Annotated in this window: 17 protein-coding genes and 1 pseudogene; 7 read left to right on the top strand and 11 right to left on the bottom strand. The window is 39.2% G+C overall.

What is annotated here, in order from left to right:
- The first annotated feature begins 66 nt into the window (after nt 1–66).
- Nucleotides 67–1,779 (top strand): urease subunit alpha, encoded by a 1,713-nt coding sequence (ureC, locus tag SLP02_RS05070; protein WP_319419563.1) that lies wholly within the window; start codon nt 67–69, stop codon nt 1,777–1,779.
- 202 nt (nt 1,780–1,981) lie between these two features.
- Here the strand turns inward: ureC and SLP02_RS05065 are convergent, their stop codons facing one another.
- From SLP02_RS05065 to SLP02_RS05060, 3 genes are all read right to left on the bottom strand, one after another.
- Nucleotides 1,982–2,143 (bottom strand): hypothetical protein, encoded by a 162-nt coding sequence (locus tag SLP02_RS05065; protein ID WP_319419562.1) that lies wholly within the window; start codon nt 2,141–2,143, stop codon nt 1,982–1,984.
- The gene (locus SLP02_RS26520; RefSeq protein WP_413467334.1) at nt 2,082–2,243 is read right to left on the bottom strand and encodes a hypothetical protein; all 162 of its coding nucleotides are present in this window, start codon (nt 2,241–2,243) and stop codon (nt 2,082–2,084) included. Before SLP02_RS26520 ends, SLP02_RS05065 begins: the two co-directional genes overlap by 62 nt.
- 150 nt (nt 2,244–2,393) lie before the next feature.
- Complete coding sequence (locus SLP02_RS05060) at nt 2,394–2,561, bottom strand: hypothetical protein (protein ID WP_319419561.1); 168 nt, start codon at nt 2,559–2,561, stop codon at nt 2,394–2,396.
- A gap of 147 nt (nt 2,562–2,708) precedes the next feature.
- Between SLP02_RS05060 and SLP02_RS05055 the strand changes: the two are divergent.
- Nucleotides 2,709–3,861: pseudogene (locus tag SLP02_RS05055) on the top strand (IS4 family transposase).
- A gap of 147 nt (nt 3,862–4,008) precedes the next feature.
- Here the strand turns inward: SLP02_RS05055 and SLP02_RS05050 are convergent.
- On the bottom strand, nt 4,009–4,644 hold the full coding sequence (locus SLP02_RS05050; protein ID WP_319419560.1) for an FAD-dependent monooxygenase: 636 nt from the start codon (nt 4,642–4,644) through the stop codon (nt 4,009–4,011).
- Nucleotides 4,645–4,913: 269 nt separating this feature from the next.
- Between SLP02_RS05050 and SLP02_RS05045 the strand changes: the two genes are divergently transcribed.
- Both SLP02_RS05045 and SLP02_RS05040 read left to right on the top strand, forming a co-directional pair.
- Complete coding sequence (locus tag SLP02_RS05045; RefSeq protein ID WP_319419559.1) at nt 4,914–6,008, top strand: sensor histidine kinase; 1,095 nt, start codon at nt 4,914–4,916, stop codon at nt 6,006–6,008.
- A 216-nt stretch (nt 6,009–6,224) separates the two neighbouring features.
- A complete protein-coding gene (locus tag SLP02_RS05040) occupies nt 6,225–6,779 on the top strand; it encodes a hemerythrin HHE cation-binding protein (RefSeq protein WP_319419558.1) in 555 nt (184 codons plus the stop codon).
- A 59-nt stretch (nt 6,780–6,838) separates the two neighbouring features.
- Here the strand turns inward: SLP02_RS05040 and aroC are convergent, their stop codons facing one another.
- The 5 genes from aroC to cobU all read right to left on the bottom strand — a co-directional run bounded on the left by aroC (nt 6,839) and on the right by cobU (nt 10,460).
- Nucleotides 6,839–7,936, bottom strand: coding sequence for a chorismate synthase (gene aroC, locus SLP02_RS05035; RefSeq protein ID WP_319419557.1), 1,098 nt, complete (start codon nt 7,934–7,936; stop codon nt 6,839–6,841).
- Nucleotides 7,937–8,005: 69 nt separating this feature from the next.
- Nucleotides 8,006–8,242: a hypothetical protein gene (locus tag SLP02_RS05030; protein ID WP_319419556.1), complete on the bottom strand. Its 237-nt coding sequence runs from the start codon at nt 8,240–8,242 to the stop codon at nt 8,006–8,008.
- A 209-nt stretch (nt 8,243–8,451) separates the two neighbouring features.
- On the bottom strand, nt 8,452–8,808 hold the full coding sequence (locus SLP02_RS05025; RefSeq protein WP_319419555.1) for a hypothetical protein: 357 nt from the start codon (nt 8,806–8,808) through the stop codon (nt 8,452–8,454).
- A gap of 578 nt (nt 8,809–9,386) precedes the next feature.
- Nucleotides 9,387–9,800 (bottom strand): hypothetical protein, encoded by a 414-nt coding sequence (locus SLP02_RS05020; protein ID WP_319419554.1) that lies wholly within the window; start codon nt 9,798–9,800, stop codon nt 9,387–9,389.
- Nucleotides 9,801–9,890: 90 nt separating this feature from the next.
- A complete protein-coding gene (gene cobU, locus SLP02_RS05015; protein WP_319419553.1) occupies nt 9,891–10,460 on the bottom strand; it encodes a bifunctional adenosylcobinamide kinase/adenosylcobinamide-phosphate guanylyltransferase in 570 nt (189 codons plus the stop codon).
- 346 nt (nt 10,461–10,806) lie between these two features.
- Here cobU and SLP02_RS05010 point away from each other — a divergent pair, with 346 nt between their 5' ends.
- Both SLP02_RS05010 and SLP02_RS05005 read left to right on the top strand, forming a co-directional pair.
- Complete coding sequence (locus SLP02_RS05010) at nt 10,807–11,199, top strand: AbrB family transcriptional regulator (protein ID WP_319419552.1); 393 nt, start codon at nt 10,807–10,809, stop codon at nt 11,197–11,199.
- Between the two features lie 74 nt (nt 11,200–11,273).
- On the top strand, nt 11,274–12,083 hold the full coding sequence (locus tag SLP02_RS05005; protein ID WP_319419551.1) for a CPBP family glutamic-type intramembrane protease: 810 nt from the start codon (nt 11,274–11,276) through the stop codon (nt 12,081–12,083).
- 93 nt (nt 12,084–12,176) lie between these two features.
- Here the strand turns inward: SLP02_RS05005 and SLP02_RS05000 are convergent, their stop codons facing one another.
- Nucleotides 12,177–12,437, bottom strand: a complete 261-nt coding sequence (locus SLP02_RS05000; RefSeq protein ID WP_319419550.1) for a DUF1816 domain-containing protein — start codon at nt 12,435–12,437, stop codon at nt 12,177–12,179.
- Between the two features lie 296 nt (nt 12,438–12,733).
- Here SLP02_RS05000 and SLP02_RS04995 point away from each other — a divergent pair, with 296 nt between their 5' ends.
- Nucleotides 12,734–13,324, top strand: a complete 591-nt coding sequence (locus SLP02_RS04995; protein ID WP_319419549.1) for a hypothetical protein — start codon at nt 12,734–12,736, stop codon at nt 13,322–13,324.
- A gap of 63 nt (nt 13,325–13,387) precedes the next feature.
- On the opposite strand, the gene fabD is transcribed toward SLP02_RS04995, so the two are convergent.
- Nucleotides 13,388–14,308 (bottom strand): ACP S-malonyltransferase, encoded by a 921-nt coding sequence (fabD, locus tag SLP02_RS04990; RefSeq protein WP_319419548.1) that lies wholly within the window; start codon nt 14,306–14,308, stop codon nt 13,388–13,390.
- Nucleotides 14,309–14,459: the final 151 nt, after the last annotated feature.

The following is a 14,459-nucleotide window of genomic DNA, read 5'->3' as shown; positions in this document are numbered from 1 at the left end:
TACTTCATACCCGAAGGGCAAAGCTCTAGTCCAAAACAAATTAAAACATAAAGAAGAATTAAAACTATGAGTTATCGTATGGATCGACGGGCTTATGCCGATACCTTTGGCCCCACAGTAGGCGATCGCATTAGACTGGCAGATACAGAATTATTTATCGAAGTCGAACGAGATTACACTACCTACGGCGACGAAGTTAAGTTTGGTGGTGGTAAGGTAATCCGCGACGGTATGGGGCAATCGCCAATTTCCCGTGAAGATGGTGCGGTAGACATGGTAATTACTAACGCCTTAATTCTCGACTGGTGGGGTATTGTTAAAGCCGACATTGGTATCAAAGACGGCAAAATACATAAAATTGGCAAAGCGGGTAATCCCTATATTCAAGATAACGTTGATATTATTATTGGTCCAGCTACCGAAGTGGTTGCAGGAGAAGGACATATTGTTACGGCAGGGGGTATAGATAGCCACATTCACTTTATCTGTCCCCAACAAATCGAAACGGCGATCGCCTCTGGTATAACCACAATGATCGGTGGCGGTACGGGACCGGCTACTGGGACTAATGCGACTACCTGTACTCCTGGCGCGTGGAATATCGCCATGATGCTACAGGCTGCCGATGCTTTCCCAATGAATTTGGGCTTTTTAGGTAAAGGAAACAGTGCTAAACCAGAAGGGTTAGCAGAACAAGTTAAAGCAGGTGCAATGGGATTAAAACTCCACGAAGACTGGGGAACAACTCCCGCTGCGATCGATACTTGTTTGGGTGTGGCAGATGAATATGATGTCCAGGTAGCAATTCATACCGACACCCTTAACGAAGCAGGTTTTGTCGAAAATACCATTGCAGCATTTAAAGACCGAGTTATTCATACTTACCATACCGAAGGTGCAGGAGGGGGACACGCCCCAGACATTATTAAAGTCTGCGCCCTTAATAATGTTTTACCCTCTTCGACCAATCCTACTCGACCCTTTACCGTCAACACCTTAGAAGAACATCTAGATATGTTGATGGTCTGTCACCACCTGGATAAAAGTATTCCCGAAGATGTGGCATTTGCCGAATCAAGAATACGTAAAGAAACAATTGCAGCCGAAGATATTCTGCACGATTTGGGTGCATTTAGCGCGATTGCCTCTGATTCTCAAGCAATGGGTAGAGTCGGAGAAACCATTATTCGTACTTGGCAGACGGCACACAAAATGAAGGTACAACGAGGTGTTTTATCTTCCCCCACAGAGGAAGTAGCCGATAATTTTCGCGCTAAACGCTACATTGCTAAATACACGATCAATCCTGCAATCATGCACGGCATCGCCAATCATGTCGGTTCGATTGAAGAGGGTAAGCTGGCAGATATTTGTCTCTGGAAACCAGCTATGTTTGGGGTTAAACCGCAAATTGTCATTAAAGGTGGCGCGATCGCTTGGGCGCAGATGGGCGATCCCAATGCCAGTATTCCCACTCCCCAACCCGTATATATGCGTCCCATGTTTGGAAGCTTTGGTGGGGCAACTGCTGCGACTTCTTTAACCTTTGTTTCTCAAGCAGCATTAGATGCAGGTATACCCGAACAAATTGGCATCAAAACTCCTGCGGTAGCTGTTAGCAATACCCGCAAGATCTCTAAAGCAGACATGAAACTTAATGAAGCTACCCCCGAAATAGAAGTAAATCCCGAAACCTATGAGGTAAAAGCAGATGGCGAACTATTAACCTGCGAACCTGCATCAGTTTTACCAATGGCACAGCGTTATTTTTTATTTTGAAAGCAAGTTCGGCTTTTCCTTCTATCGGTTCATCGGCTAGTGCCAATTACGGGCAATAATTTCCAGACCTATTAGAAAGAAGCTAGTTCAATCGACGCTTACGGAGATTGGGCTACCTTAAAGCCTCCATCTTCATTGTACTTCTTATAATACGGGGTAATACCAAATCCGATTGTAAAAACCCATTTATAAGATGGAGATTTTAATGTTGTTGCCGACGATTAGCTAGTGCTGCCTCAAATCCAGCTTTCAAAAGGTCGGCTTGGTTATCGGCATGAGAAGCTTCACCTTGTTGGCGAGCTTTACTTTGTAGGGGAGCGGTGAGGGCAATTCTTTCCCGTTCGTAGCTTGTAAGTTGCTGCAACGGCTGTGGAGTTATTAAGATCTATTTTCTTTAAAGCTTGAGCTAAAGCCACTGCGTCTTGTAAGGCTAATGTAGTACCAAGACCTAGAGATGGTCGAATAGGATGGGCTGCGTCTCCTAATAAAGTTACTTTTTTACCATCTCCCCATTGAGAAACGGGTTCTCTGTCAAAAACCCCAGTCTCGATAATGCTTGTAGGATCGGTGGCATTAATGGTCTGCTCTACAATAGGAGTCCATCCCTCGAAAACTTAAAGTACCTTGCTTAGAACCGATTTACTTTTATTAGAGTTTGGCTGTAAAGCTGTACCACCCCAGGCGATTTGTTCAGAGCCTGAATCCATAATCCAGAAGTTTTTCTGCTGTCCGACTATCATTTGAAATCCCGCATCTCGATCAAAAGGTTCTGCTAGAGGCATCACAATACTTCTCGGTTAAGCCAAAAATGTTCTAAAGTAAAGTTAATCGCTAGCAAAATTAGGTATTAGGCGTTGCAGCTCAAAGAATTTTCTTTGATTAATCCGAAGTTAGAAGCTTCATCAGTATTTCAGGCAATAGAAACAGTCATTCAACCAGAAATGATTGAAGCAGCTTTGAAGAAGACCAATAGCTTGGAGTCACGTCAAAGAAAGCTGACATCAAGTTTAGTAGTTTGCTTAGTAATTGCCATGAGTTACTGGTCATCAGATTCAATGACGACAGTTTTGAAGAACTTAGTTAATGGATTAAATAAACAATGGACAAAATTAGGACAATCTTGGAAAACACCTGTCTCCTGATCAATTACGGAAGCTAGACAAAGATTAGGATGTCAAGCAATGAGTCAGCTATTTAATTCAATTGCCAAACCATTGGCAAATTCGGCAACACCAGGGGCATTTCTGGGTGGACTTAGAGTGATGGCAGTAGATGGGACATTACTGGATGTGCCAGATAGCCAAGCTAATGCCAAAGTGTTTGGTTATCCAGGGAGCCGAAAAGGAACAAAGGCAGGTTTCCCCAAAGTTCGCGTAGTCTTACTTATTGAAACAGGAACACACTTAATCACTGATGCTTTGATGTGTCCTTATCGTATCGCAGAAAGAGTCAGAGCTTTAAAATTACTGCGTTCGGTCAACAAATCGATGCTCTTAATGTGGGATAGAGGATTTGATTCTTATCGAATGGTCAACGCTACATTAGCGAATATGGTGTCAATATTTAGGCAGAGTTCCGAAGAACGTTAAGTTCCCGAACCAGGAAGTATTAGATGATGGTTCTTATTTGAGTTGGATTAATCCCGATTGCAAATCAAAGAAAAAAGGATTCGGTAAGATTCAAGTTCGGGTTATTGAGTACAGTATTGAGACTGAAGGAGAACTGAAAACATATCGCTTGGTTACTAGCTTGATGGACTTGGCTTTGTTTCCTGCCTTATTGTTGGCACAGCAATATCATCAACGGTGGGAAATCGAGAATACGATTGATGAGCTAAAAACTCATCTTTTGGGACGTAAAACCCCGATTCGCTCTCTAAAACCCCGTGAAGTGATACAAGAAGTTTATGGCTGGCTTTTGGGTCACTATGCGATTCGCTCTTTAATGTTTCAAGCTTCCGAGCAAGCAAATATTTCTCCGTTACGCTTGGGTTTCACTGGTACTCTCAAAGTTATCCGACGAGCCATTCCCGATTTTCAAGACCTCAAAAACGAGCAGTTGCCCTTTTTTTCTCGCGGTTGATTCAGGATATTCTGGCTGAACAAATTCCTCCCAGACAAGGCAGAAATAATCCCAGAGTGGTCAAGAAAACTCGTTCTAAATTTCCGAACAAAAAACCGATTCATCAAGAAACCTCCGTTATCTCAAAAAAACCTAGTTTGGCGATTTTTAACTCTGTTTAATGCTTAACCGAGAAGTATTGAGAGGCATCATAGCTTGACGTGGCACTATACCTCGCCAAGTCATCGTGCCGGTATATAATGGTTTACCATCTTGTACGGTTGCATTACGTACAGCAGAATTATAACCATCTGCTCCGACTAAAACCTTGGCTAGATATTCGCTTTGGTTTTGAAATTTCAGACGGACAAGCCTATCAGCGCCATCGCTGGTAGTGAAATGGATCAACTTGTGGTTAAGATACAAGTGGACTGAATCGGGTAAGCAGTCGCGCAAACAGGTTTGAAGGGTATGCCAGCCAACCCAAGTAAAGCTAGTACCCGCCATCGGCGATTCATCTAAAAATAAAACCTCGCCATTTGGACGCATTAACAGTTGTCTTTGTGGATTAGCAGATAAGGAGCGAACTCGTGTGGAAAGTTGAGGATTGATATCTGATAGAGCCTGATAGCCCTGTTGGGCTAATCCAAGAGCAGCCCCAATCGGACGCAAAGCTCTTGCCCTCTCAAAGATTCCAACGGATAAACCTTGGTTAACTAGAGCGTGAGCTGCACTTAAACCTCCAGGACCTCCGCCAATAATAGCAATATCTAAAAGGCGAGTCTTCTCAATTGATTCTGTCATAATGTCGTGCTAAAAAAGTGCGGACAAATTAAAGTCATTCCTTCGCATTTTACTAGGAAAAAATTAAGTGCGATCGCTTTTGTGTTTTGATTTCAAGTCTTAAATACAGTTGATTGATACTTAATTTTAAAAGTAGGTTTTATAAATCGGATTTAGTATCATATCTCTCTTTCACTCTAGGCAGAAGAAAGATATTGTTGACCGACAATCCAAGAGCTAAAAAACATTAACATGAACAAAACAAAACAAAACAATAAAACAAAACAGCAATGCCCAAATTGAGTTTAGGTACGCGTTTATTTATTTCTCATTTATTGGTAATGATGGTGGGATTAGGTAGCTTTATTATTATTGCTAAAGTTTCTTCTCCCAGAATGTTTGTTGTACGCTTAGAGCAACTGGAAAAAAGAGGAATATTTACCGTTCGTTCGGCTCGCACCTATTTAGTGGAAGGATTTCAAAACGCCTGGAATCGTAGTGCTATTTTATCGATGATTGTCGGTACAAGTGCTGCTGGGGGAGTAAGTTACATATTTTCTAAGCGCATTACTCAGCCTGTAAAGCAAATGAAGCAGATTAGTCAAAAATTTGCAGCAGGAGATTTAGCCGAAAGAGTCCCTGAAAGTTCCATACCTGAACTAAATCAACTAAGCCTCAGCTTTAACTCTATGGCAAGTAGCTTAGGGGATGTAGAACAGAGACGACGAGAACTGATCGGCGATTTAACCCATGAACTACGTACCCCTTTAACTGTTATGCGGGGTTATTTAGAAGAATTAGCCGATGGCACAATCGAGGGTACTCCAGAACTTTATTTACGTTTAATTAGGGAAACTAGGCGTTTAGAAAGACTAATTCACGATTTACAGGAGCTTTCAAAAGCAGAAGCAGGTTACCTATCGATTGACTCCCAATCCGTTAGTTTGCTCCCATTAATTACTTCTTTAGTGGAGCGTTTTGCCGATCAATTATTAGAAGAAGGACCAACTTTAAAGCTAGATTGTGCTAGAGACATACCTAATGTTTTAGCCGATCGCGATCGCACTGAACAAATTTTAGTCAACTTATTAGGCAATGCCATTCGCTATACACAAACAGGCTCAATTGTAGTCAAGGCAGAAAGAATAAACCGTTATGTGTGGATTTCGGTGATTGATACAGGAGTGGGTATTGCTTCAGAGGATTTACCCTACGTATTTGAACGCTTTTGGCGTGCCGATCCCTCTCGTGCTAGTCATTCAGGCGGAACAGGCATTGGTCTGGCGATCGCTCGTCGCTTAGTAGAATTACAGGGGGGTAATATTGAAGTAGAAAGCGAAGTGGGCAAAGGCAGTACTTTTCGTTTCTGTCTTCCTATTGCATAGTAGAAGCGATTGCCTCTACTCGCGTCACGATCTAAATATTGGCAATTTCCTCTAATTAATTTTACCTAATTATATCGAACGCTGAGTTTAGCTGAAAATAGAAGTTTTTGGATGAATCTCTCGAAAGACGGAGGGTAATTTTAAGATCTCACGAGATCATGAAATAAGAGCTTTCTCGTTCTTGCAAGAGCTAACAACATTAATATTTATAAAACCATGACTGATAAAACAAATCTAGAAACAAAACTTGCAGACCTTAAACTATTTCAAAACGTTCTTATTGATTGCGCTCAAAAGCTAATGGCAGCTACAGATGATAGTACTATCCGCGAACGATTAGAAAAAATCTTGAAAAGCGATCGCGATAACTTAAGCTCGATTGAAAAGGCTATTTCTCAAGTAGGTAGTACCGCAGAATCTCGCGATATTACCCAAAAACACGCCGAAAAAGTCGGTCAGATGATGGATGGATCTGAGTTGACAACATATGATAAATTTTTTCAGTTTGAATTGTTAAAACATCAGCAAACAATGACTGGTTTAGTAATACATAAAGTTGCTCAGTCTTTAGATGATGAACTACAAGACGCGGTAGAACCATTAAATAAAGTTAACTTTGAAAATCGCGCTCATCAAGAAGTACTCAAAGGTGTGCTTTATTTTGTTGGCACACGAGAACTAGCTGGACAAGAACCTGATATGGGTCTTTGGGCTAGTGTAGAACAAGGTATTGCTGCCCTTAAAGGTGCAGTAGGTAGCGCAACTAATTAGTAAATATTTGAGCGATCGCCTTGTAAACAAAGCGATCGCTTTAGTGAATGGATTTAAAATCAATTAGAAGTTAAAGTTTTACACTGCGCCTGATTAGATAAAAGGCGATCGCATAATACTAAAGCTACCATTGCCTCTACCATCGGCACTGCTCTTGGTAACACGCAAGGATCGTGTCTTCCTTTAGCTGCCAAGAGGGTTTCTTCACCACCTTTGGTAACTGTTTTTTGTTCTTTACCAATAGTTGCAGTCGGTTTAAAAGCTACTCTAATTACGATATTTTCGCCGTTAGAGATGCCTCCTTGAACTCCTCCAGAACGATTGGAAACGGTACGAGTTGCACCATTTTCATCGATATAAAACTCATCATTATGTTCACTTCCCGTCATGTTTGTGCCTGCAAAACCCGAACCAATTTCAAAGCCTTTAGTAGCAGGAAGAGACATAACACCTTTGGCTAAATCCGCCTCTAGTTTATCGAAGACAGGATCGCCTAAACCTTTGGGTACATGACGCGCTACACATTCTACTACCCCACCCAAAGAATCTTGCTCTTTTCTGGCTAAATCAATGCGCTCGATCATCATCTCCGCGCACTCAGTATTAGGACAACGAACAATATTACTTTCTACCTGTTCTAAAGTTACGGTGTTGCTGTCTACTTCTGCCTCTATGTCTTTAATGCGCTTAACATAGGCGACAATTTCTACTCCTGCAACCTGCTGGAGAATCTTTTTAGCGATCGCACCTGCTGCAACTCGACCAATGGTTTCTCTGGCTGAAGAACGCCCACCACCTTGATAGTTACGGATGCCATACTTAGCATCATAGGTAGCATCTGCGTGGGAAGGACGATATTTTACCGCCATCTCGTTATAGTCTTGCGATCGCGCATCTTTATTCCGCACCAGGATCGATATTGGTGTTCCTGTAGTCTTACCTTCAAACACCCCTGATATTATTTCACAGGTATCACTTTCTTTTCTAGGCGTTGTAATTTTGCTTTGTCCAGGTCTTCGACGATCTAAATCTACCTGTATTTCCGCTTCACTAATTTCTAGCAGTGGAGGACAACCATCAATAACCACACCGACACCTCCGCCGTGAGATTCACCATAAGTTGTAATGCGAAATAGATGTCCGAATGTGTTACCCATAAATGTTGCTCTAATGTTTAGGCGACTTGTATTTTATCGCAACTTCTACCTTTAATTTTTATCTACATATCAAGAACTGATAGTGACAGTTAGAGTAAGTCCTGTCATCCGCCAGGTAGCAAAGCAATTCTCAAATAGTACTTCACTAGCTGCGCCCAAATCGCCATCCTCGCCAACATATCCACCCTCAATTAGCTTGCCACCTCTGGTTTCCAAGTTTAGACGTGTTTTGCCATCCTCTTCTTTCAAGATTAATTTTCCCCTAGCCAGTACTTGTCCTGCACGGCTGATAATTGCACATTCCATTGATCGGCTTTATAAGTATTTAAAAGTTGCAAGGACTATTATCATCTCATATTGCCAGTAGATAAACAGCATGAACCAAGGCTGAATTTATTGTGGACAAGTCAATTACTTCGCCACGTCCGATAGTCAAAGCCTTTTAAAATATTACAGGCAAAAGCATTGCTCAATACTTTAATCATTTCATAGAAAACTTTTGAAGAATACAACGCCTAATTTTCTTTTAATGCAGGCATTTTCATTTTTGAATCGGAATCTTCGCCAGGCATCATCATATTATGTCCTTCATGTGGCTGTACGATACTCATAGTATTTTTGCCAAAACTCAGCAAACCCATCGAAACGCTTCCTACACTCAGCAAACCCATCGAAACCAAACCAATAGAAACTACACCCATTGGTACAAGTCCAATCGAAATGAAGCCGTGAGGAACTGCACCAATCGAGATTAAGCCATGAGGAGAAACGCCAATAGTAATAATGCCATTGTGTGGTGCATAACCAATCTTAATCAGCTGCCTTTTTCCTTTCCTTTTTTCGCTCGAATGTTCTTGTTCGCCAATAGCCATTTATCTTTACGGGTAGTTTGTGGATTCACTGCGGAGCAATAATAGCGAAAAGTTGCCAACCTAGTCAAAAGACAGGCTGTCATAGTTAGGCAAAATGATTAGCAATAGGTTAATTGGTTAATACAGAAAGGCTATTAGTATCGCTTCGCTCTTTGTAGGGAATAGGAAGTAGGAAGTAGGAAGTTAGATAAGACCGGGATTTCTAATTAAATAAATAGTTACTTTCTTTACGCCCATGTCTACTAGTTCAAAGAACATTACAGGAAAATACTTTTCAATGTTTCGTACCCTCAAGCTAACTTGACTGTGATAACCGATAATTGATAATTAGACCTCTTGCATAAATATATTTTTTCAACAACTCGATTGCGAGACAAAACCGTTGCGGGGGTTTCCCCCGTTGAGGTTATTGTCGAGGGCGGGTATGCGCCTTGCAAGGCGCACCCCTCTCGTTCAATACCAGTTTTAAATTCCTGACCTCTGACTAGCTGCGGTGGTTACACCTTGCTGACTTCTGACCTCTGACCTCTGACCTCATTCTCAACCAATATTTTTGATTCGTGCAAGAAGTCTATTGATTATTTAGCGTCCAAACGAGATCTAATACTATTTAATTGTATAGAATTACTAACGGGCGATCGCGGTGCTGGTAGTTCGGTATTAGGCCAGTTTTGCAGATCGCTACATACACAGTCTAAGGATTGTGTACCCATCTCAACAATTGGTACAGGCATATTGCATCTAGCACAATTGTTTATATCCCAATTAGAAGAAAGTAGATCTTTGATAGTTTCGCTGCTTCCTTCTAAGTAACAGTTTTTTCCATCGACGCTCATTATTTTTTGCCAGCAGTCTTCAAACTGAGGTGAAAATTTCTCGCCTCGTATAACTGGCTGGGGTAATAATTCTGCTTCCCCGTTAAGCCAGATTAGCTTTTTGCCCAATTGAAACCAGTGAGCGAGATAAGTTCTAACTTGCGTTGCTGATGCCATAAATAAACTGTAGTCTTATATATCTATAATCACAAGAGTTATATATCTATAATCATAAGAGCAAACAAAATAACGGCCAAGATTTATCAACTAGATTTTATAATTGCTTAAAGGTTCTCCCAACACGCTTAAATTAAGCACATGACCGCCTGCAACAAGATAGGTGGTATCCACCACATTACCCACTTGTCGAGACAAATATCCCAGGCGATCGCGAAAAAGCCTTCCCAAAGGATAAGCAGGGACGATACCCCATCCTGTTTCTTCTCCTACCAAGATGATGTGTGCTTGAGTATTTTGGATGCTGTTCAAAAGGCGATCGCACCTTTTCTTCCAGTCTATCTGGTCTAGTTCCAAAAAATTAGCGATCCAAGTACCTAGAGAATCAATCAGCAAACATTCAGATTCAGCAGCCTGTTCAATACATAATGGCAATTCTTCACACGCTGCTAATGTTTGCCAATCCTTTGGTCTTCTCTGCTGATGCTTAATTATTTTGGCTTGCCATTCGCGATCGCTTGGATCGACTTTTGCTGTAGCTAGATAAATAACAGATTTGTTAGTTTTAGTCGCTAGCATTTCGGCAAATTCACTTTTTCCTGAGCTAGATGCACCAGTAACTAAAATAGTTTTTCCCAAATCTAACTCCTGACAATTCATCAATAATTAATATTTGAAGACGTTATGATTTGCTGATAACACTTTTAAGCAGCGAAAGTCAAGATTAATACCCAGGTATTTTAATTTATACTTGTTATTTAAAATAACTGATGACTAATATTTAAAGGGATATTTAGCAATAATATAATTCATAGTAAAATCGATGATTTGTAATATCAGACTAAATAACTAAAAATTAATTATAGAAGATTATCAAAAAAAAGCTAATTATCAAAAAAAAGTTGTGACAAAAGAGTAAATTAACGGTATATTTCTTATAATGTCAAATATGACTTAAAAGCAACAATTTAAACTTGAGTAGAGTTAGAGAGAATCCAAATTAATTATGAGTGAAATGGCAACAGCCCCGCTAACAGGAAAAGCTTTACTTCAAAAAGTAAAAGAGCTATCCCATTTACCAAGACGTGAAACAGCTAAAAAATGTGGATATTTTACCATTACAAAAGAGAAACAAACGCGCGTAAATCTAACAGATTTTTATGATGCAGTGCTTGCTGCTAAGGGAGTTCCTCTAGATCCAGAAGGAACAAAAGATGGTCGTGGAAGAGAGCCTACTTATCGAGTAAGTGTTCACAAAAATGGTCAAATTGTCATTGGATCTACCTATACTCAGGCAATGGGATTAAAGGAAGGAGACAAGTTTGAAATAAAATTAGGTTATAAACATATTCACCTCAAGCAGATTGATGGTGAAGAAAATGGCGCATTAGATAACTAATTTTTTTAACGAATTTAGCGATCATAATCGTCTTCGTAAACGAGGGCGATCGACTCCTATTTAGAATATGCAAGATGTTTGATACATCATGGTTAAACGTAGTAACTTTTTTTGGAGCGTGGGCAATTCTTTGGCTGCCGATCGCTTTTATTATATCTCGATTAATTAACTGGCAGCCAAATCAACCCTTAATACCAAGACAAAAAATAATCTTACTGCTATCTCTTTATGCTTTTGTTCCTCTAATTTTAGGCTGGAAAATTAAAGCAGAAAATTTGCTATTAGCCGATCTTGGCTTGAGTTTAGATTCTTATATATTAGCTTCTATACTATTAGGCTTGATTTTAAGCGTTATCAGCTTAGCTATTGTATTTAGCTTCGAGTCGGCTTTTAAATTTGTCAGTTGGCATAGAGAAAACATTAAAAGCTTACTGCCTTTACTACTGCCTATTCTGATTTTAAGTTTACTAATTAGTTTGAGTGAAGAATTAGTTTTTCGTGGATATGTTTACAGTACTCTATCAACTAATGGCTCGTATTGGTTAGCAGCCACATTTTCTAGTCTTATTTTTGCCTTATTACACCTGCTTTGGGAAAGAAGAGCAACAGCACCTCAAATTCCTGGCTTGTGGCTGATGGGAATGATTTTAGTCGAAGCAAGACTGATAAATAATCATGACATTTATCTTGCCGTTGGGCTTCATGCAGGTTGGATTTGGGGTTTAACCTGCATAGACTCAGCGCAACTATTAACTTACAGTTACAAAAACCACTGGCTGACAGGAATTAATCAGCAACCATTAGCAGGGGTTGCAGGTATTTTATGTCTGACTGTTACAGGCTGGGCTTTATGGCTAATTAGTAGTAAATTAGTACTGTTTTAAATTCAGTTTAAGTTAGGATAATTATTACTGACCTCTGACTTTAAGCATCAACGTTGAATTTAATTTTGTCCAACTACTTAGATGATTATCAGCCTAAAAAATCTCTTCGCTTTCACATATAGTTAGCTTTAAGGGTTGTAGACATTGTTTAAGTTCTATATGTATTCCTTGAGCATTTTCTGCCATTAAATCCTCAATATAGCCAACTTGCGATGCTTTTGCTTCTATAGAGCTATCGAAAGGACCAAAATAGTAAACGCAATTTGGTACTTTAGTACTTATTTGTAGCCAGTAAGGAAGCTTATTTTCTTTTCTTAAACCAAGTATCTCGAACAATTTTGTAGCAAAAGACATAAGTAAACTGCGTTTTTCTTATAGATTTTACAAATAGATGTATTATAGGGACAATTAATATTTTTTGGTATCAGTTCAAAATAATTATATATTAGCCCAAAGTTGCTTAAGTATACATATTTTTGAGTGAATACAAACATTAATAAATTGTATATTTATGCTCGATGACTACCTAAATAAATGTAAGAAATACTTAAATTTAATATTAGATAAATATATTTTAAAAACAATAGCAATATTTTGGATAAAAATGTTCGATTAAAGATTAGATTTGTTTTTCGATAAAAATGACAACTATGTTCAATAATAAATTAGTGCTTCATGACGCAGCCAATGTAACAAATAAAAGCTCAGATTTACCCACACCATCCTTAGTGGTAAAAAGCTTACTAGAAGCTGAAAAAGCCAAAAAAGGCGAGGAAAACTATTCTTTATCTGATTTAATTGGAGAGTGGAATTTACGCTTTGTTACTGGAACAAAGAAAACAAGAAAAAAAGCTGGTATTGTCTTAGGCGCAGGAAAATACATCCCTCAGCTAGTTAAAATAAAAATTGAATATGAAGGCGATCGAGAAACCCTAAATACGGGAAGGGTTCGCAACTCTGTCAGTCTAGCTTTTTTAAATTTATCTTTAACAGGTCCTATGAAGCTTATTAAAAATAATATTTTAGCTTTTGATTTTACCACTATGACCTTTTCTGTTTTTGGATGGAAAGTTTATGACGGTTATATTAGGAATGGGGCGACAAAAGAAGCACAATTTTATCATAAGAAGATCCCTCAACAGGTATTTTTTCACTATTTTTTAATTGAAAAAAATCTAATTGCTGCTAGGGGAAAAGGTGGCGGTTTAGCATTATGGAGTCGAGAAAATAATGTTCAGTAATAAATAGCCAATATTAGCTATTTATCACTGAAAGACCATAAAGCTGACAATTAAAACCTTTTCTCAAGAACTTAAAACTAATCCTTTAGAATAAAATTGTTCTAATGTATTTAGCTGTTCTAATGTATCAACTCCTCTTAAATTTATTTCACGACAGGTTCTCTTGAGCAAACCTCGTAAAGCTTTTCCTGGACCAACTTCAATAATATGGGTAATTTCTGCTTGAGTAAATTGCAGCATAATTTCTCGCCAGCGAACTGAACCAGTCATTTGTTGCGCTAATCTTTGTTTTAATTCTTCCTTGCCAAAAGCTGGAGTAGGTTGAACGTTTGATATTACAGGAACTTTTGCATCGTTGAAGCTGACTGAATCTAATACTCTGAGAAATTGCGCTGAAGCCTCATACATTAAAGGCGAGTGAAAAGCACCAGAAACATTTAAAGACATAATCCGTTTTGCTTTAACCTTGTCCACAATTTTTTTCACTGCTTCTGGTGTACCAGATATGACTACTTGTCCTTCGCTGTTATCGTTAGCCAGGACAACATTATCAGTTTCAGCCAAAGCAGCATTTAATTGCGAACGATCGAACTTCATTAATGCAGCCATTTTTCCACCAGCAGAACTGTCCATCAATTCCGCTCTTTTTTTTACTAATCTTAATCCTGATTCAAAATCAAACACCTTGGCTGCATATAAAGCCACATATTCACCAAGGCTGTGACCCGCAACTAATTGAGGTAGACCAGTTTTCTTCGCTAATAGATCTACTAAGATTGATTCAACAACGTATAGGCATGGCTGAGTATAAAGAGTCCTAGCCAGAGTAGATTCGTCTCCCTGACAAATATCTAATACAGACCAACCTAATATTTTTTCTGCAATCTTAAACTTATATTTTGCACCTGGAAGATCTTGGAAATCTGCGCCCATTCCTACTGACTGAGAACCTTGTCCTGGAAATACCCATGCTGTTTTTGTCATTTATTAAAGCTATATATTTTTGTGTACTTGAAACTGCTCACACTATAAAAAGCGAACTTGTAAAATATTTTAATGTTTTGTTGATAAACAGTTATGGGCAATTATCTCATTCTGCTTGTTGGTTTGTCGATATTCTAATACCAAATCATAA

It is taken from the genome of Pleurocapsa sp. FMAR1, assembly GCF_963665995.1.
Classification (GTDB): domain Bacteria; phylum Cyanobacteriota; class Cyanobacteriia; order Cyanobacteriales; family Xenococcaceae; genus Waterburya.
The sequence above is the reverse complement of the archived record's forward strand: the minus strand, read 5'-3'. Positions and strand labels throughout refer to the sequence as shown.